14 protein-coding genes are annotated in these 18,140 nt (G+C 47.9%); 6 read left to right on the top strand and 8 right to left on the bottom strand.

The window, feature by feature from the left end:
- The first annotated feature begins 811 nt into the window (after window positions 1-811).
- The 3 genes from FCL46_RS21570 to FCL46_RS21560 are packed head-to-tail and all read left to right on the top strand — an operon-like array spanning window position 812 to window position 3,871.
- Window positions 812-1,711, top strand: coding sequence for a 2-oxoacid:acceptor oxidoreductase family protein (locus tag FCL46_RS21570; RefSeq protein WP_167505970.1), 900 nt, complete (start codon window positions 812-814; stop codon window positions 1,709-1,711).
- Window positions 1,708-2,958, top strand: a complete 1,251-nt coding sequence (locus FCL46_RS21565; RefSeq protein ID WP_136808961.1) for a pyruvate synthase — start codon at window positions 1,708-1,710, stop codon at window positions 2,956-2,958. Before FCL46_RS21570 ends, FCL46_RS21565 begins: the two co-directional genes overlap by 4 nt.
- A complete protein-coding gene (locus tag FCL46_RS21560; protein ID WP_217909489.1) occupies window positions 2,951-3,871 on the top strand; it encodes a thiamine pyrophosphate-dependent enzyme in 921 nt (306 codons plus the stop codon). The genes FCL46_RS21565 and FCL46_RS21560 overlap by 8 nt, the downstream gene beginning before the upstream one ends.
- Before the next feature lie 60 nt (window positions 3,872-3,931).
- On the opposite strand, the gene FCL46_RS21555 is transcribed toward FCL46_RS21560, so the two are convergent.
- A complete protein-coding gene (locus tag FCL46_RS21555; protein ID WP_136808962.1) occupies window positions 3,932-4,540 on the bottom strand; it encodes a TetR/AcrR family transcriptional regulator in 609 nt (202 codons plus the stop codon).
- A 22-nt stretch (window positions 4,541-4,562) separates the two neighbouring features.
- Entirely contained in the window at window positions 4,563-5,921 is a 1,359-nt protein-coding gene (locus FCL46_RS21550) for a B12-binding domain-containing radical SAM protein (RefSeq protein WP_136808963.1), read from the bottom strand.
- A gap of 610 nt (window positions 5,922-6,531) precedes the next feature.
- On the opposite strand from FCL46_RS21550, the gene FCL46_RS21545 reads away from it, so the two are divergent.
- Window positions 6,532-7,533 (top strand): type I phosphoribosyltransferase, encoded by a 1,002-nt coding sequence (locus FCL46_RS21545; RefSeq protein ID WP_136808964.1) that lies wholly within the window; start codon window positions 6,532-6,534, stop codon window positions 7,531-7,533.
- Between the two features lie 87 nt (window positions 7,534-7,620).
- On the opposite strand, the gene FCL46_RS21540 is transcribed toward FCL46_RS21545, so the two are convergent.
- Genes FCL46_RS21540 through FCL46_RS21520 form a run of 5 tightly spaced genes read right to left on the bottom strand, consistent with a single transcriptional unit; the run spans window position 7,621 to window position 13,557 of the window.
- Window positions 7,621-8,955, bottom strand: a complete 1,335-nt coding sequence (locus tag FCL46_RS21540; RefSeq protein ID WP_136808965.1) for a cytosine deaminase — start codon at window positions 8,953-8,955, stop codon at window positions 7,621-7,623.
- Between the two features lie 9 nt (window positions 8,956-8,964).
- Entirely contained in the window at window positions 8,965-9,906 is a 942-nt protein-coding gene (locus FCL46_RS21535) for an ABC transporter permease (RefSeq protein ID WP_136808966.1), read from the bottom strand.
- A gap of 3 nt (window positions 9,907-9,909) precedes the next feature.
- On the bottom strand, window positions 9,910-10,959 hold the full coding sequence (locus FCL46_RS21530) for an ABC transporter permease (protein WP_136808967.1): 1,050 nt from the start codon (window positions 10,957-10,959) through the stop codon (window positions 9,910-9,912).
- Window positions 10,949-12,505, bottom strand: a complete 1,557-nt coding sequence (locus FCL46_RS21525) for an ABC transporter ATP-binding protein (protein WP_136808968.1) — start codon at window positions 12,503-12,505, stop codon at window positions 10,949-10,951. Before FCL46_RS21525 ends, FCL46_RS21530 begins: the two co-directional genes overlap by 11 nt.
- Before the next feature lie 59 nt (window positions 12,506-12,564).
- On the bottom strand, window positions 12,565-13,557 hold the full coding sequence (locus FCL46_RS21520) for a BMP family protein (RefSeq protein ID WP_136808969.1): 993 nt from the start codon (window positions 13,555-13,557) through the stop codon (window positions 12,565-12,567).
- 553 nt (window positions 13,558-14,110) lie between these two features.
- Here FCL46_RS21520 and FCL46_RS21515 point away from each other — a divergent pair.
- Window positions 14,111-15,301, top strand: a complete 1,191-nt coding sequence (locus FCL46_RS21515) for a transporter substrate-binding domain-containing protein (RefSeq protein WP_136808970.1) — start codon at window positions 14,111-14,113, stop codon at window positions 15,299-15,301.
- Between the two features lie 210 nt (window positions 15,302-15,511).
- Here the strand turns inward: FCL46_RS21515 and FCL46_RS21510 are convergent, their stop codons facing one another.
- Window positions 15,512-16,111, bottom strand: coding sequence for an acetate uptake transporter family protein (locus FCL46_RS21510; RefSeq protein ID WP_136808971.1), 600 nt, complete (start codon window positions 16,109-16,111; stop codon window positions 15,512-15,514).
- 782 nt (window positions 16,112-16,893) lie between these two features.
- Between FCL46_RS21510 and FCL46_RS21505 the strand changes: the two genes are divergently transcribed.
- Window positions 16,894-18,057 (top strand): IS4 family transposase, encoded by a 1,164-nt coding sequence (locus tag FCL46_RS21505; RefSeq protein WP_136808972.1) that lies wholly within the window; start codon window positions 16,894-16,896, stop codon window positions 18,055-18,057.
- Window positions 18,058-18,140: the final 83 nt, after the last annotated feature.

Below are 18,140 nucleotides of genomic sequence, written 5' to 3'. Positions count from 1 at the left end.
CTCATTGACATGATTGAGCTCCATTTCAGTTTCATGATCCCCGTTTCTAGTCCTGCAAGACCAGCCTCCTGGGACTGATGTGGTAGGAAAGGGAAGTTGGTACTTGGTTGGGATCTCAGGGACAATAGCCCTGCTGAGTTGGTCGCAGTAACCGATTTATCCATAAACAGTGCTTGGTTGTTTACATTTGCTGAATATCAACAGTTTGCTCAGCAACACTCCTCAAAGTTTCAATTTGAAACTTTGTAAGTATGTTTATGAAACGATAAAGCCTAAGAAGAGGATGGCCCACTGAGGAGCCAGTTTGACAGTTACCTGCACAAAAATAGGATTGTTACATTCTTTTGATATTATGTGGACCTAAAAGCGGCCCCACTTCTTTTTAGCTGTCTGTAACGCTCGATGGTTCCTTGGCTGCGGGGAACATGAGATTTAGCAGCACTGCCAGCAGCAGTTACACCTTTGAAAAAATTTCAGGTAGGATTTCCTCTGCTGGATTCTCCGGCATCCGGTAACTGCAATCCCAAGGGATGTTTGTTCTAATAAAGGGTAGAAGGGAAAAATCTGTCAAAAAGCAATAAAGCTTAGAGTTCTGGACCTTCATTTCCTTTTCCCCATACAAAAATGCTATAATAGTAGTACCGGGAGCAGTTCAATAGAGCGGGACGTGGAACGTTTCCACTGATTGATACGGGACCGGAAACCGGATCCCGGAGACCTCCGGCCAAAGTTACCACGGTTCCAAATCCTACCAACATGAGGAGGTGTGATTATGTATCGCATTCGTTTTCATGGACGGGGGGGCCAAGGCATGAAAACTGCAAGCCGCATTCTCGGCCGGGCCTTTTTTCTTGCAGGATACGAGGTGCAGGACGCGCCACGCTACGGCGCTGAACGCCGCGGTGCACCTATCTTCGCCTATGTCCGGGCAGCAAGATCACCGATTAACGAACGGGGCATCATCCAGCACCCGGATCTCGTGGTCGTCGCTGACGACAGCCTTATCGGCCTGCCGGCTGCAGGAGTGCTAGCAGGTCTCACGGATCGGACTATTTTCCTGTTATACTCGGACACGGACGAAAAGAGCTGGCAACACAGGCTCAACCTGAAAAACAGACTGTTCACCATCCCTGTCGATCAACAGGCGGCCGATCCGTTGCAGCGCCGGTATGCGGGAGTGAGCTGCGTGGGTGGAGCGGCACGGTTGACGGGCGTCATCGATCAGGCCACTTTAAATACAGCCATCGAAGAGGAAATGGCGGACCGCTCCCCTCTTACAGTCTCCACCAATATCGATCACGCCAACACAACCTTTTCACTGCTGGTGCAGCATGACACTATCATTGAGGAGGGCGAGCCGATCAGTGCCGTAGAGTATACGTCACCGGAATGGCTTGAGCTGGCTGCAGAACCGGCAGCCATAAGCGCCCCGGCCATTTACGGCGGCGGCACCAGCTGCAAGGTTAAGACCGGACTCTGGCGAACTATGCGACCGGTTATTCAATATGAAAAATGCCGCCAATGCTGGTGGATCTGCTCCACCTTCTGCCCGGACAGCGCCATCTCGGTCACCGAGAACCGCTATACCAGGATTGATTACGACCACTGCAAGGGGTGCATGGTCTGCGTGATGCAGTGCCCTTCGCACGCCATTCTCGCCATAGCTGAGAAGGACGCGGATAAGGTAACGCTACAGGAGGTGCCATCATGAAACGAACCCTGTTAACCGGCAATGGTGCTGCGGCCTGGGGTGCCCGACTTGCCGCCATCGATTATATTCCCGCCTTTCCGATCACCCCGCAGACCGAGATCCTGGAGACCCTGGCCTATTGGGTGGACAACGGTGACCTTGACGCCCGGCTCGTCACGCTCGAATCTGAACATTCTATGATAACCGCGGCAGGGAGTTCCGCCGCAACCGGAGTCCGTACCTTCACCGCAACCTCAAGCCAGGGACTACTGCATGGCATGGAGATGATCTATACAGTGGCGGGCTGGCGTGTACCGTTTGTCATGGTCAACGTCTCCAGAGGGCTTGCCGCACCACTCACCCTGGAATCCGACCATAACGACATCATGGCCGTCCGGGATTCCGGCTGTCTTCAGTTGCATTGCGCCACCTGCCAGGAAGTGCTCGACTCCATCCTCATAGCCTACCGGCTGGCGGAACATCCAGATATCAGGCTGCCGGTCATTGTCAACCTTGATGGATTTTATCTTTCCTATACCCGGGAACCGGCTACCATTCCCGATAATGACACAAGCCGCACCTTCGTGGGTGAATTTGACTCCAGATCCATCAATTTCAAGGCCGGTGCACCGCTGAGTCACGCTTCGGCCGTGCTTGGCGGCTCTACCTATTCGTATTTCCGATACAGCCAGCATTTGGCGGCACAACGAGGGCTGCCCGTCTATGAAGAGATTGCCGAAGAATTTGCCCAGATCTTTGGCAGGCGTCACGATGCTGTTGAAGGATACCGTCACGAAGACGCTGAATATCTCTTTCTTATGATCGGTTCCTTCGCCACAAAAGGCAAGGAAGCGGTGAACAGCTTGCGTGAAGCGGGCTGGAAAATCGGACTCATTCGTCCACATATGCTGCGCCCGTTTCCCGCCGAGCGGATATATACGCTTGCCAGGGGCAAGAAAGCGATCGCTGTCATCGACCAGAACATCTCTATGGGCAAGGGCGGCGTCCTGCACACCGAACTGGCTTCCGCTCTTTACGGGAAACCTGGAGCCCCGCCGGTTCTGGCGAGCTTCATCGGCGGCCTGGGAGGCCGGGACTTACCGTTTGAGGAGCTTTTTGAAATTGCCAAAACGCTACGGGACAGTGCTGCCACCGGCACTACTCCATCGCCCCGGCTACTCTACACAGAAACAGAGATGTTGGAGATGCGCAAGCTCCAGGCAATAGCAGGAGTCCGCATTCCCTTTGAGGAGGTGCACCATGACTGAGACTGCATTTCAACGCCAGAAAGACCTTCCCGAAAACCACCTGCTCAGCGCAGGCACGCCGATGTGTGCCGGGTGCGGCGGGTTGGAGGCGATCCATATCGCGTATGATGTCCTTGGTGAAAATACGATCTTCGTCAACGCCGCAGGCTGTATGACCCTACTCTCGGTCTACCCGTTCACGCCATTTCGCGGTTCCTGGATCTACACCGCCATGGGCGCGGCCCCGGCAGGTGCCCAGGGGGTGCGCGACGCGCTGGATATCCTCATGGACAAAGGCCGAATCGAAGTCGCCGACGACCTCGACGTGGTGGTCCTCACTGGTGACGGCAGCGGCTATGGTATGGGCATTTCAGCGACCTCCGGCACCATAGACCGATGTCTTGATTACCTCTACATCATTTATGACAACGAAGGCTACGGCAACACGGGTCAACAGTACTCCGCGGCAACGCCTCACGCCGCACGGACCTCGACGAGTAGATGTGCATACGGCCACAAGGGGTTCAAAAAGGATCTGTTCTCGATCCTTGCAGCCAACGGCGCCGCCTATGTCGCAACGGCCATTGGTTCAGAACCTCTTGACCTGGCGAGGAAAATAGAAAAAGCCAAGTCGATTTCCGGACCGCGCTTTATCATCACTCTGGCCCCGTGCCCCACCGGCTGGGATTTCGATCCCAAGGAAACCATGAACATCGGCAAGCTGGCGGTACGCACCGGAGTCTGGCCACTGAAAGAATTTGCCGACGGCAAGGTCAGCCACACTAAAACCCACACTACGTTGTTACCGGTGGAGACGTATTTTGAAAAACAGGGCCGCTTCAGACACCTTTTTGAGCCGCAAAAAAAAGAGGCCGTTCTGAGGGATATTCAAAATGATATCGACAGGTATTGGCAGGAAGTTGCGACGAGCTGAGATGATTTGTGTTTTCGCCGCTACCATGTATGAGACATTTGCATCTGTTTTGTGAGCTGATCAATTGGCATTTTCTCTGAATCCTTGTAGCAGTAGTCGGATCATAGCGACACCTCGCTCAAGTCCTTCTTCATGGTTTTCTACTCCTGTGATTTCGAGATAATTGGGCCAGAAAAGTGTCAGCATCCAGCTCATCTCGGCAAGTAATTGTCTCTCCTCTTCATTGAGGGGACGTAGGGCACCACCGGAAACAGCCCCGTCAATCAGGATACGGATCAGCCCTAACGTCTCAATGTGAACGGAGTTGAAACGCGCTTTCAATCCAGGGTCGCGCATCAACAAGATTGGCAGTTCTCGCTTAAAGAAAATAAATCGTTGATTAAATTGTTGGATAAAACGAAATGTTTCCTCGAAGGCCTGTAGACCGAGGTCGTGTGCTCTTGCAGCGATTGGTCCGAATCCTTCTCTACTTTCGGCCTCCATCATGGTGAAAATATTTTGTATAATCTCTTCCCTGTTACGGAAGTGGTAGTAGAGGTTCCCCGGGCTTATACCCATTTCAGAGGCAATGTGGTTAGTAGTCACAGCTGCTGTCCCGCTTTCATTAAAGAGAGCAAGAGCTTTTGCTAGAATTTTATCTCGTGTTTTTAGTTTAGCTTTTACTGTCATAGATGACACAATAACGTATTTTCTAAATGTGGTCCATATGGGCTGAACGCATAGTTTTCATGGCTTTATTAAGGAGGCGAAAAACACCAGGGAGTCTTCTTAAGCCATAACGAGAAAAGGTTCGTAGTGCTCGATGTGGAGGGATTGCGCTTTGCCAGAGACGTGCGAACTCGATATAGAAGTCGTTTAAAGGCAAACGGGTTGGTAGTACCGTATGAAGAAAATCGAACATCTCTGGACGATACGGGAGTAAATCTTCACGACGATCTTGATACATTGCGGTGCCGGGCAGTGGTGTTAGAATTGAAAAAGAGGCGTGGTGAAGTTTAAGATGTCGCACGTAGCTGGTCAAAGAACGAAAATCTTTCTTAGAAAAGTCAGAGTCTACAACAAAGGAGGCATAGAGTAAAATTCCAAGCTCTTTCAAAATGCGTACAGCTTCTTCCTGCTGTGCAATTGTGACACCTTTATTCATCGAACGTAAATGAGTGTCTGAAAAGCTCTCCATGCCGACGAACACCTGTTTCAGCCCTATATCCCGCCATTTTTTAAAGAGTTGAGGGTGCCGGGCAATAGTATCGGCCCTGGCATAAAGGAAATAATTTTTGTGAATTCCTTTTTCAGCAATAAGGTCAGCCAACAGATCCATCCGTTTTACATCACACATTGACTCATCGTCACAGAAGAAAATATTTTCCTCCTGTATTCCTTTTAGCTCTTCAACCACTTTTTCAATGCTTCGTTTTAGATACTTACCACCAGTGAGCGACCATAAGGCGCAAAAATTACATCGGCCAACACATCCCAGAGAAGTACGAATTGAGGCTAGAGGTAGCAGCCATTCGCTGAAATAATATTTGCGATAACGAGCTGTAAGGGTTCGGTCAGGCAGAGGCAGGTCGTCCAGATCACAATGGGGGCGAACAGTGGTGAAATGCATAGTCTTTCCTGGGATGGCTAAGCCATCAATGGTGTCGAATCTCTTCTTCCCCTCCAGTTCACCTGCTATCTCTCTCAGTGCTGTAACTCCCTCACCGACTACGACCAGATCAATATCTGAAACGTTGAAGTCAATGGGACGTACTGTGGCATGATGCCCTCCAATGATTATAAAGGGTACAGGCTGAAGTGCCTTAAATTGTTTGGCAAGTTCTTTGAGGATATTGACCTGGCTTGTATACCCGGTAAGAGCGACTATGTCTGGTTGGAAGTTTTTGGCAAACGTCACTACGTCTGGATCAATACGGCTATCAAGCAGCAGGATATCATGACCATCCATTTTTAGCCCCGCCCCAAGGTATTCTAAAGCCAAAGGTTCATGCATATAAACACCATCAATAAATTCAATGGCACTGGGTGGCTGAACGAGCAAAATCCGCATAGCGTTCTCCTTTTATATTAATTATTGCTAGTTAATATGGCTTTGCATTAAAATAGAGTAATTACTCTAACTGGTCAAGTGGTTATTGAGAGATGATATTTGACCAAGCTGGGCGTAGGTTTTGGGCTACTGCCTGGTGACTACAACAGGTAATTGACAATGCATGTAATTTGAGCTTGTTGTTGAACACAAACAGATTTGTCTAAGAAACAATTTTCAGGGAAGCTTAGCTAATGAGGAGAACAAAAAGGTTGTGGTGAGGGAGGGCCAGACGTTTTGGGAGCAGGAGGCTCTACGTTAGAGTCCTACCGCCCTGAGCATCAAATTCAAGCTCGTATAGCTTTATGCTGTAGGTGCTTTTGGGTTTCGTGTTGGTTCATGTTGAAATTATAACTATTTGATTTAAATGAATATGGGTCTTCGCGGGGCGCAGGCTAATCATCTCATTAATTTCTTAGAGAGAAGGAAAAGCATGAAAGATACAAATTTTTCTGAACTCTCGTTTGTAGAACGTGTATAGTCTGCCTGGTGTTGGAGACCGGGAGGCGAAAAGATAATTCTTTGCCATTCTGTATATGTAGAAAGTAAAAGTTAGCTATTAGGTTGTTTTGTGAAAAAAGATGCCATACTCACTGAAGTCAGCAGAGAAGAGAGCAGCGTAGTTTATCAGATATCAGATAATCTTGAGACAACGGTGAACCGTTATATACTCTCAACCCCGGAAACACGAGCCATTTGTAATGATCCTCTGGTATTGGGTTATGAATACACGGAAAAGCTGGAAGCTGCCTGTGCGGCCTTTTTTCGACTCACTGCGCAAGCGACCCCTATTGCCCTGCAGGAAAAACGTTCTGTAGTGTTTAACATCCTGCGTGGTGGTTTAAATTTCGGTCTGCGTGGTGCGCTGGCGAAAGCCTTCGGCTGGAACACGCACAGTTCCTCCTTTGTCACAGCCCAGCGAGCAAGGAGCGATGAAGACTCTGAGCAATGGCATATCACGGAAGACGAGTATAAGAAAATCACATTTCCTGAGAGCGCCCAGATCATAATCGGTGATGTTGTTGCTACGGGCACAAGCTTGCGCCATGGTCTGGATATCATGATCAATGAAGCGATCCAACAGGGCACAGAGTTGGGTTCGATTCTTTTTTTCACCATCGGCGGCCCAATAAGCGAAGAACGACTGATAGAAGCAGATACTGCCTGTCGTAAACATTTCCCGAATTATAAGGGAACGTACGTCTGCTATATTGAAGGTCGCTTTTTCGTACCGACTGTTGAGTCCAAGGTCTCAATCAAAATTACCGGTACCGATCTTATGCGGTGCGACTCGCTCATGGCACCGGAGTTTATTGAATCTAATTTTTCTGCTCCCTCATACCCTCTGGAACGATGCACCATTTATGACGCAGGTTCCCGTGCCTTTCAGGTTACAGAGTATCTCGAAGATGTGATCGAGTACTGGCAGAGTGTGTTGGGGCTGGCACAAACAATGACGTTTGCCGAGATGATGGCTGAACGTTTTCCTGAGCTGGATATCTCCCGATTTGGAAACGTCTCTCTTGAGCAGGTTGCCAAAGAGAGGCTGCAGAAACTTTCCGCTCTTCGTTGACCCGATTATCCGTTTTAATTCAAAAGGTTGGCACAATCCGTTGCGCTCTGCAGCTGCAAAGGATTGTGCCAGGTTTCATGAACTGGTCTACGATATAGTTCCAGTTTCCTGCTGATTATGAAAATCGAGATATTCGTTCGAGTTCAGATCGGCTTGCTGAAACGTCACTTCCTGTACAGAGTTCCCCAGCTGAACAGTGCTTTTTACCTGTGGTGTTGAGGCTATAATTTTTCCTTTGCGGAATACATAGAGCCTGGCTGGTTTTAACCTGAGTGCCTCCAAAGCATCGGCAGCCTGCAGTACAACACAATCAGCCTGATTTCCCACTTCGATCCCATACCCCTTAAGGTTGAGCACTTCAGCACTTCGGGTGGTGACCATCTTAAGGAGGGTGGGGATCTGTGTTGCTCCCATCATCTGCAGACAGTGTCCACCCATATGGGCAACTTCCAGCATATCGTGACTTCCCATGGGATACCAGGGATCCATCACGCAGTCGTGACCAAAGGCCACATTCACGCCCGATTCGAGCAGTTCCGGAACCCGTGTGAGTCCCCGGCGTTTGGGGTAGGAATCGTGGCGGCCTTGAAGATGGATGTTGATTAGCGGATTACAGATCGCCTGAATACCGGATTCCGCCATAAGCGGCAGCAGTTTTGAAACATAATAGTCATCCATAGAATGCATGGATGTCAGATGCGAGGCCGCGACCCTGCCGCCAAGCCCCATGCGCTGGGTCTCGAAAGTAAGATGTTCTATATGTCTTGAGTGCGGGTCATCACTTTCGTCGCAGTGCATATCAACAAGCAGGCCGCGGGACTCGGCAATCTCCAGCAGCCAGCTGATCGACTTACTGCCCTCCTGCATTGTTCGCTCGAAGTGGGGAATACCACCAACGACATCGACACCTTTATCCAACGCTCTGATGAGAAGTTCTTTTCCGCCCGGTGTACGTAAAAGACCATCCTGAGGGAAGGCTGTCAGCTGGATATCTACCCATTCCGCCATCTCTTTACGTACTTCAAGCAGTACATCAACGGCCAGCAGGGAAGGGTCGGTTATATCTACATGAGTACGGATAACCAGCGTCCCTTTGGCGATGGACCAGTTGAGCAACTTCAGCGCACGTTGCCTGATCGCCTTGGCGGTCAGCTCTGGTTTGAGTTCGCTCCAGAGCTGTATGCCTTCCAGCAGTGTACCACTCTGGTTATGCCTTGGCATTCCGAGGGTCAAGGGGGCATCCAAATGAAAATGACTGTCAACAAAAGGCGGAGTGACCAGGCAACCACTTACATCCAACTCTTTTTTGGCTGGACCGTTTATGGTTTGCTCAATCGCGGCAAAGCATCCATCTTTTATTGCAATGTCTACGGCATTCTTTTGACCTGGTAGATTCGCGTTTTTTATAAGATAGTCAAACATTGTATCTCCTTACCGCTCTCCTTTTCTGAACGGAACGAGCAGGGCTTTAGGGTAGGCGGATCTGCGCGACATGATGATGAGTGCGACAATAGAGAAAACATATGGCATCATCAGGTAAAATTGATAGGGAATGACCATGCCCGACTGTTGTTGTACACGCATCTGCAAGGCATCAAACGCTGCGAAGATGAGTGTGCCAACCAGAGCTTTTCCGGGATTCCATGAGGCGAAAACCACCAGGGCTATGCATATCCACCCTCGTCCATTGACCATACCGATATAGAAGGCGTCAAAAGCGGACATGGTAAGAAATGCCCCACCCACAGCCATCAGGGCACTGCCCATCATAACAGCCCAGGTGCGAATGGCAAAAACCGAAAGCCCCTGTGATTCTACTGCCATCGGATTTTCACCTGTCATGCAGAGTGCGAGCCCTGCAGGAGTTTTCCTCAAGAAATAAGCAACTCCGACAACCGTGAAGAGCGCCAGAATGGTCATCGGCGACTGAGTGAACACCACTTTACCAAGAAAGGGAATGTCACTGAGAAATGGTATCTCCAGAGGTTGGAATGGTATGATTTTCGGGGGTGTTGTCACGTTTGGTAACAGCATACGGAACACGAAAGAGGAAATCGCGGTCGCCAACATGGTGATACCGAGGCCGGTAACATGCTGGGACAACCCGAGATGAACGGTAAAAACGGCGTGAAGCAGGCCAAACATTGCACCAACAACGGCCGCTACAAGTACCCCGGTCCAGAGATCACCGCCGAAATAGACCCAGGTCCAACCGGTCATGCAGCCTGCGGCCATGATACCTTCTATGCCGAGGTTGAGTACTCCGGCACGCTCACAGATCAGCTCACCAATGGTGCCAAATATAAGCGGGGTGGCCATACGAACGGTGGCGGCCCAGAAGCCGGCTTCAAAAAGCAGTTGTACAATATCCATTGGTTAGTTCCACCGTATTCTGTATTTGGTCAACATCATGCTGACAAGCACCGCAAGCAGCGACAAGGCTGTTGCGACATCAGCAATATAGTTGGATATATTGAGTGATCTGCTCATAGAATCAGCCCCGATAGACAGCACAGCGATAAACAACGAGGAGAGCAAAACACCAAGCGGATGCAGAGAAGCGAGCATGGCAACCACAATACCCGAATATCCGAAACCCGGTGAGAGATCGAGTGTCAGATACCCTTTTAGGCCACACAGCTCTGAAACGCCTGCAAATCCAGCGAGTCCCCCTGAGATGAGTGCGGTACGAATAACGACGCGGTTAACAGGAATGCCAGCAAAAGTACTCGCTTTAGGAGAATGACCGACAGCACGGATCTCAAATCCCCAGGTAGTGAAACGCATCAGCAACCAGACTCCGATTGCGGTAAGAACTGCAATGGCAAGGCCCCAGTGTAATCTGGTCTTCGCCAGCAGAGGGCCGATAATTGCCGAATCTACGACAGGTGCAGCCTGGGGCCACCCCATTGCCATGGGGTCTTTCCAGGGACCGAAAACGAGCCAGTTGACAAAAAGGAGCATAATGAAGTTGAGTAACAGGGTTGTAACAACTTCATCCACCGCAAATTTTGTTTTCAGAATAGTCGGTCCAAGAAGCAGAAGGCCGCCCGCCAAGGCTCCAGCGGCAAAAAGAAAAGGAATCATCAGCCAGGGTGGTAGGTCAATCATGCCTGTCCCAAGCCAGGTGGCCATGCAGGCACCTGCATAAAGCTGGCCTTCAGCGCCGATGTTCCATAATTTGGCGCGAAAAGCAACAGCCGCGGCAAGCCCGCAGAAGATGAGAGGGATTGCCCGGGTAAGGGTCTCAGAAATGGCAAAACGGGATCCCAATGATCCCTTGATCAGAAGTGCAAATGCCTCAATGGGTGATGCTCCTGCCCATATTATAAGGGCCGAGCAGCAGAGCAGGGCGATGAAGCCGGCGCTGAGGGGGCCTAGGGCCTTAAGCATCAAGGTTGTATCTTCACGTGGTTCAAGCCTCACTGGTGGCCTCCTTGAGCAGCATGGTATGAATGACGTCTCTATGGCCGCTCATGGCAAGCCCCAGTTCTGCAGCAGTTGTTTTGGCAGGATCTATTTGCGGTGAAAGACTGCCTTGATACATGACCTGGATTGTATCGGCAACGCTGAATAGCTCATCGAGATCTTCGGAGATAACTATGACACCAGCACCATTTTTGCAGGCTTCGATAAGCTGGCGATGGACGAAGGCGGTCGCTCCGACATCAAGTCCCCAGGTTGGTTGATTGGCTAATATGACCTGTGGGTTTTCAGACAGAACCCGTGAGAGGATAAGCTTTTGCATGTTGCCACCGGACATGGTCCTGGCGCTGGCGTTCAAGCCACCGCAGCGTACATCAAAGGTGGATGTTAGCTCTTTGGTGTGGTTGGTAAGTGCTGTGTTGTTCAACAAACCAAAACGACTGAATTCTTTTTTCCAGTACTTTTCGAGAGTTATGTTTTCAAGGACACTCATGTCACCAATGACGCCGGTTGCAATCCTGTCTTCTGGTATTCTGCCAATACCGTTTTGTACCATATACAAGGGGTGTGGTTTTTCTATCCGGTTTCCCTGAAGAATCATCTCCCCGGATGAAGGTGTCAGCAACCCTGAGACCAGATCGGCCAGATGGCTCTGGCCATTGCCGGATACACCGGCAATACCTACAATCTCGCTGCTTTTAAGGGTAAGAGAAAGATCACTTAAGAGCTGATGTCCCTTGCGGTCCGTTGCATGTACACCTTTCAGTTCAAACAGCGTTTTTCCCAGTGTAGATTCCTTTCGGGTGACTTTTGGCAATTCACCACCAACCATCTCTTTAGCGAGTATGTCGGCGGTTGTATCTGCTGTGTTGCACTGGTAGATCGTCTTCCCATGGCGCAGGACAAGACACCGGTCACTGACAGCCATGACTTCGCGCAGTTTATGGGTAATGAAGATGATTGCGAGTCCTTCCTGAACAAGGAGTTTGAGTGTAGCAAAGAGATGGTCACTTTCCTGCGGGGTCAAAACCGCTGTAGGTTCGTCAAGAATAAGAATGCTGGTATCCCTGTAGAGTGCCTTGAGTATTTCCACACGCTGTCGCTCACCAACGGATAGGTTTTTGACCTTGGTGTTTGGATTGACGCCGATTTCATACTGTTCTGAAAGGCGTTTAATCTTTTTGATAGCTTCGGTCTTCTTTCGATACAGGGAAAACAGTGGCTCTGTTCCCAACGTGATATTGTCGAGAACGGTCATGTTGTCGGCAAGGGTGAAATGCTGGTGTACCATGCCAAGACCGGCCTGCAGCGATTCTTTTGGCGAGCCTGGTGTAAGTGGAGAACCGTTGATCTCAATCGTTCCCTGATCTGAAACATAATGGCCAAACAGGATATTCATGAGTGTGGTTTTTCCTGCCCCGTTTTCTCCAAGCAGGGCGAGAATTTCACCACGGTTCAGTTCCAGATCTATGTTGTCATTGGCAACCAGGTTGCCAAACTTTTTTGTGATGCCGCCAAGGCGGAGAAGAGGATATTCCAGATTCATGCAATTTGCTCGCGGGAGTCGGCGGCACGATTTGTGCCGCCGACGAGGGTGGAATGACGTTAGAAGGTAGACTTCGGCTCGTTATCGTTAATCTCCACAACAAAAGAACCATCTTTGATCGCAGCCGCAGTTTCAGAAACCTTTGCTTTGATCTCTGTAGTCAGCGTGGTATCAAACTCGTAGTATGAGGAAAGTGAAGCACCACCTTTACCCATCATGGTCCACTCCTTGTAATCAGCAGCCGCAAACGTTCCAGCTTTTACCATCTCGATAGCATGGCTGATTGCTGGTTCCATATGCCACAGAGCTGAGGCAACGACGACATTGGTACCATTTTCTTCCTTGTTCATATCGTTAACGTTACCAAAGGCCACAATAGATTTCTCACGTGCAGCATCAACAACGCCAGCACGCTCGGCGTACAATACGTCTACTCCAGCTTCAACCTGGGCGTATGCAAATTCTTTCGCTTTTGGTGGATCGTACCAGGAGCCGATAAAGGATACCTTGAACTGAACGTCAGGATTAACTGCTATTGCACCAGCCATAAACGCATTGAACAGACGGTTAACTTCACCGATAGGATAACCGCCGACCATTCCAATCTTATTGGTCTTGGTCATGGTGCCGGCAAGCATACCCATCAGGTAACATGGCTCATGAATGTAATTATCAAAAACAGACATATTTTTACCATACGGTCCGAAGGAGTCCCCCATCAGGAAAGCGACCTCAGGATAATCATCTGCGACTTTGCGGACATCGCGAGAAATACCGAACGCTTCACCTACAACGAGTTGGACTCCGGACTCAGCATACTCGCGAAGAACACGAATATAGTCGGTGTTTGATACTTTCTCGGAAAAAACATATTCAATTTCTCCCTTTTCTGAGAGAGACTGCAGCGCTTTATGAAGGCAGGCATCCCATTTCTGTTGGATCGGCTGGGTATACACACCAGCTACTTTGATCTTGGCTGCCAAAATAGAGCCGGGCAGGCAGAGCAAGGCCGAAAGCAGGATGAAACAGACGAACGAAAACGGTTTTCTCATGATCACACTCCTGAAGTTTTGAGATAAGATTAACATTTTTTTCAATTTCATTGTGTGCCGCAGCATACATTGAATAAACCCGATATGCCAAGGCTGATCGCGAATACTTAAAATCATAAATCCAGTGATTTTACAATAGTCGTGTAAGGGTTCGATACTATACTCAAGAAAGGTGCCAGATTCCTTATGATACGAGAGAAGAGATTAAGGTGACCGATTTGATATAAGAAATTCATTGCAGGTGTAATACTGATATTAACGAAGCAGCTCCACACACGCATCGCCTAGTCAAAAACACGTTACATTAATGTCGTATATTTGTCTGGTATTTACAAAAGTGTATAAGCAGGCTTGGGAGAAAATTGAACCAGATTCGTAGTGATGAGGAAAATATGAAGGGGTAAAACCTATCTTGTCTCTTTATTAATGAGAAGTTCGGGCTCGCGGCAATGAAGTATGCCGAAATTTGTAATTGAAGGGTGTTTGCTGTAGACTTTAATAAGAAATTTTTCTAGACGTTGAATCCTTAAAACTATCTGCCGAACAGTGATTAATGATACGAATACAGTCGCTTGGTGCATTCTTAGTTCTCGTCGTGGTGTTAGTTAGCCACCCCTCCAATGCCACTTCTCCGGTAGACCTTTCAAGTGAAGAGCACGCATGGATTGCAAGAAACTCGAAGATCAGAGTAAGTGGGCCTCAGGCTTTCCCGCCCTTTCAATACTTTGATGAGGATGGTGTTTTCAAAGGAATGGCTTCCGATTATATCTTTTTCATAGCTGAAATGGTTGGCTTGGAAGTCGAAGTAGTAAAAAAGCAACCGTGGTCGGAAATACTTAAAAAAATCGAAAATAAAGAAATCGATATGCTGACCTGCGCTGCGGTAACACCTGAGCGAGAAGCATACTTGATGTATACAAAGCCGTATCTATCTTTTCCGTTGATAATAATAAGCAGGAAGGATGCACCTTTTATAAGTGGTGTCGATAGCCTGCATAAACTCAAGCTTGCAGCCATCCGGAAAAATGCATCAATTGAATGGCTTCGAAGAGATAACATCAATGTAGTGCCACATTATGTCGATTCACCTTTAGAAGCCTTAAAGCAAGTTTCTTTAGGGCATGCTGACGTTGCGATCGAAAACTTAGCTGCTGCAACGTACCTGATTGAGAAAAATGGACTGTCAAATTTGAAGATTGCGGCTCCAACTTCCTACGAAAATTACACATTATCAGTTGCTGTACGCAATGATTGGCCGGAATTGGTCAGCATCCTTAACAAAGGGTTTGCTGCGATCAGCCAGGAAAAGCACAATGAAATTCGACAAAAGTGGATTGCTGTACGATACGAACATGGTGTCAGGGCAAAAGATATCATTTTGTGGACAGTGTCTGTCGGTCTTATCGCATCGATTTTAATATTAATATATCATTTTTGGAACAAGAAACTCGTCAATGAAATTCAAGAGCGAAAACGAACTGAGCGTGAAAAGGAAAATCTCATTGTCGAACTTAAAGATGCTCTGGGTAATATAAAGACATTACACGGTATTCTGCCAATCTGTTGTGAATGCAAAAGCATCCGCGATGATAAAGGATACTGGAAGAAAATAGAGAGATACATAAGAGATCACTCTGAGGCAGACTTTAGTCACGGTCTTTGCCCTAACTGTATGATTAAGCTCTATGGGAAAGAAGAGTGGTTTGAAGCTTCAGTAGACAGTCAAAAAGGAAAAAGTGATTGAAATCGATATCGAGAGATGAGTTATTCTCTCGTCAGGTCGTTGGTGAGTATGTAGGTTATCATAGATCTGTGAAATAATTGAGAGGCTGGTTGGGCTTCTTTTTTATTCTCAGGCACTTAAACGGGAATGTAGGAAGAATTGAGCTGGAATAGTCAGGTGCAGACTCAACAAGAAAGTCTGACTATTCCAGCTCGAAATATTGGGGGGAAGCTATTTTATGAATGTGCCGAAGGTTGGGATAACGACACGACCAAATGTGTGGTTATTGACAATAGCGGCTACTAAATAAACACCGATGCCGCCTGTTGCAAATAACAGGTATCCGACAACTGGTTTAAGCTCTGGGCCAATAAGTTTCATGTCGAGTCCGACAATAATCCAGAGTGCAATGTCAAGCAGCAGGACGATCATGAATAACGGTTTCGGGCCTTTAAGGTAAGCCGGAGTGACCGCAGTAAGGAAAGCTGCACCAGCCATCCAGCAGAACCCTTCAACCATTGTGTCTGGTTTAACCGAGCCAATCATACCTGAAAGCATAAGGTATTTGGCGAGAACAGAGAGGGATGCACCAAACATAAAGAAGGCGCTGAAAAACAAAAAGACGTTACCACCTGTCATGTTATGGTCCTTGAGTTCCATGACAGCTACTGTGTACTGCACTATGCCGCCACCGATAAGCCATGCGGCCAGGAGGGGTAACCCGCCGAGCCCGACTTTACCTGTGAATACTGCACCAAATCCAAAGCAGGCTACTGCCAGTGCTCCGAGTCCAGCCGGGCCGGGTGATACAAATGTGTGGTCCTGTGACATTGCAATACTCCTTATACTATTGTTGTGAATACTTGAGGCAGTGCATTGGTGCTATTCTACCTCTCCTCGATTGCGCATCATTTCGCGACAGGAAATCGTTCTTCCTGTCACCTGTGTCAACGACTCACTTCTTAGTACTACCCGCCCATTGGAATACTAATTTATGCCTATATGAATTAAGCATCTACAGTTTAAAGAATATCCGAGCAAACGCTCGGTCGGTTCAGGGAGATTACAAAATTTTTTTACGTTATGCAATCGTTAGATTAAAAATCAGTGTATTTGAGGGAAGACAATGGATTATAGCTGGATATTCAGCAGGTAAGTCTTTGTCATTTCAATTAAATAGACAGTGCCTGATGTGTACGCGAAAAGACAAGGTAGTCTAGAGATACATAACTGTACTGGTGTTATGCTCACTTGGAGCACCGCAGAACAGTTATGGATTGAGGATACGTATAGATCAGTTTCACTACGGCGAATACTCGGAGACTGTCCGACAATGGCCTTTGTTCCAAACTCTTCGTTATTATCAAAAAACAATGCTCGCAGATAAGCGAACGAAGTGAGGCTTCGATATCATATATATGGCTTCGATTCTTTTTTGAAAATGCCTCGATTTTAACTATGGATATTTACTCACTAGTGTCCGGTTAAACTTTTCCAAGCACATCGCAACCTCTTGAATATAATGTAAATCGGCAACAATATGACCATAATCGACTTGAAATCACATCCCTTTCAGAGGAGGATATTCGGCAAAACCCTGTGGGGGTATACAGATGTTTGCCGGAAAATTGATTTTCAAACAAGTTATGGACTTCGTGCCGTTACCAACATTCCGCCGTTGCGTGTCCAGATACCAGGGCGATTTCAGAGTAAGAACCTTCTCATGCCTGGATCAGTTTTTATGCATGGCTTTCGCACAGATTACGCACAGAGAAAGTCTACGCGACATCGAAATCTGCTTACGATCTCAAAACAAAAAGCTCTATCACATGGGAATCCGTGGAACAGTTTCAAGGTCAACTCTTGCCGAAGCCAACGAAAAACGCGATTGGCGCATATATGCCGAGTTCGCTCAAAGCCTGATTACTACAGCCAGAGAGTTATACAAGGAAGACTCGTTTCTCGAAGAGCTGAACGAAACAGTATATGCTCTGGATGCAACCACGATCGATCTATGCCTGTCAATGTTTCCTTGGGCACCTTTTCGAAAGAACAAGGCCGCTGTCAAACTCCACACACTGCTGGACCTAAAAGGCAACATTCCCACGTTCATCCACATTTCAGACGGCAAGCTACACGATGTCAACACCCTCGATCTTCTACGTTTGGAAGCTGGCGCATATTACGTAATGGACCGAGGTTATCTGGACTTCGAAAGGCTTTATGCCTTCAACCAGATCCCTGCGTTTTTCGTTACCCGTGCGAAAACAAACATGAAATTCCAAAGACGTTACTCACATCCCGTCGACAAAGAGACGGGGCTTCGCTGCGATCAGACAATTGTGTTAACCGGTTTCTATACAGGCAAGCATTACCCAGACACTTTGCGTCGAGTAAAATTCCGGGACCCCAAGACCGGAAAAATTCTCGTGTTTCTCACCAACAATTTTACTTTGCCAGCATTAACAATAGCACAATTGTATCGCAGTCGATGGCAAGTCGAGCTGTTTTTCAAATGGATCAAACAACATTTGAGGATAAAAAGATTTTATGGAACTTCGGAGAACGCAGTCAAAACTCAGGTCTGGATAGCAGTCTCTGTTTATGTCATCGTAGCAATAATGAAAAAACGGCTCAACTTCGAAGAAAGCCTCTACACAATTTTACAGATTTTAAGCGTGTCAGCTTTCGAAAAGATCGATCTTTATCAGCTAGTTACAGAAAGAGATTGCAAACCTGTCAATACCGACACTCGTAACCAGTTGAAATTATTTTAAACTTAACCGGACACTAGTGATATTTACTGATTAGGCGACGTTATTCAGATGCTGATAGGCATGAGGAATTTTTAGGGCAAATA

This window comes from Desulfosediminicola flagellatus, assembly GCF_005116655.2.
Taxonomy (GTDB): domain Bacteria; phylum Desulfobacterota; class Desulfobulbia; order Desulfobulbales; family Desulfocapsaceae; genus Desulfopila; species Desulfopila flagellata.
Note: the sequence above shows the minus strand (reverse complement) of the source record. Positions and strands in the feature narration are given on the sequence as shown.

Coding starts and splice junctions, on each gene's coding strand:
- FCL46_RS21570 (WP_167505970.1), top strand. CDS start 812: ATGAAAACTGCAAGCCGCATTCTCGGCCGGGCCTTTTTTCTTGCAGGA.
- FCL46_RS21565 (WP_136808961.1), top strand. CDS start 1,708: ATGAAACGAACCCTGTTAACCGGCAATGGTGCTGCGGCCTGGGGTGCC.
- FCL46_RS21560 (WP_217909489.1), top strand. CDS start 2,951: ATGACTGAGACTGCATTTCAACGCCAGAAAGACCTTCCCGAAAACCAC.
- FCL46_RS21555 (WP_136808962.1), bottom strand. CDS start 4,540: ATGACAGTAAAAGCTAAACTAAAAACACGAGATAAAATTCTAGCAAAA.
- FCL46_RS21550 (WP_136808963.1), bottom strand. CDS start 5,921: ATGCGGATTTTGCTCGTTCAGCCACCCAGTGCCATTGAATTTATTGAT.
- FCL46_RS21540 (WP_136808965.1), bottom strand. CDS start 8,955: ATGTTTGACTATCTTATAAAAAACGCGAATCTACCAGGTCAAAAGAAT.
- FCL46_RS21535 (WP_136808966.1), bottom strand. CDS start 9,906: ATGGATATTGTACAACTGCTTTTTGAAGCCGGCTTCTGGGCCGCCACC.
- FCL46_RS21525 (WP_136808968.1), bottom strand. CDS start 12,505: ATGAATCTGGAATATCCTCTTCTCCGCCTTGGCGGCATCACAAAAAAG.
- FCL46_RS21520 (WP_136808969.1), bottom strand. CDS start 13,557: ATGAGAAAACCGTTTTCGTTCGTCTGTTTCATCCTGCTTTCGGCCTTG.
- FCL46_RS21515 (WP_136808970.1), top strand. CDS start 14,111: ATGATACGAATACAGTCGCTTGGTGCATTCTTAGTTCTCGTCGTGGTG.
- FCL46_RS21510 (WP_136808971.1), bottom strand. CDS start 16,111: ATGTCACAGGACCACACATTTGTATCACCCGGCCCGGCTGGACTCGGA.
- FCL46_RS21505 (WP_136808972.1), top strand. CDS start 16,894: ATGTTTGCCGGAAAATTGATTTTCAAACAAGTTATGGACTTCGTGCCG.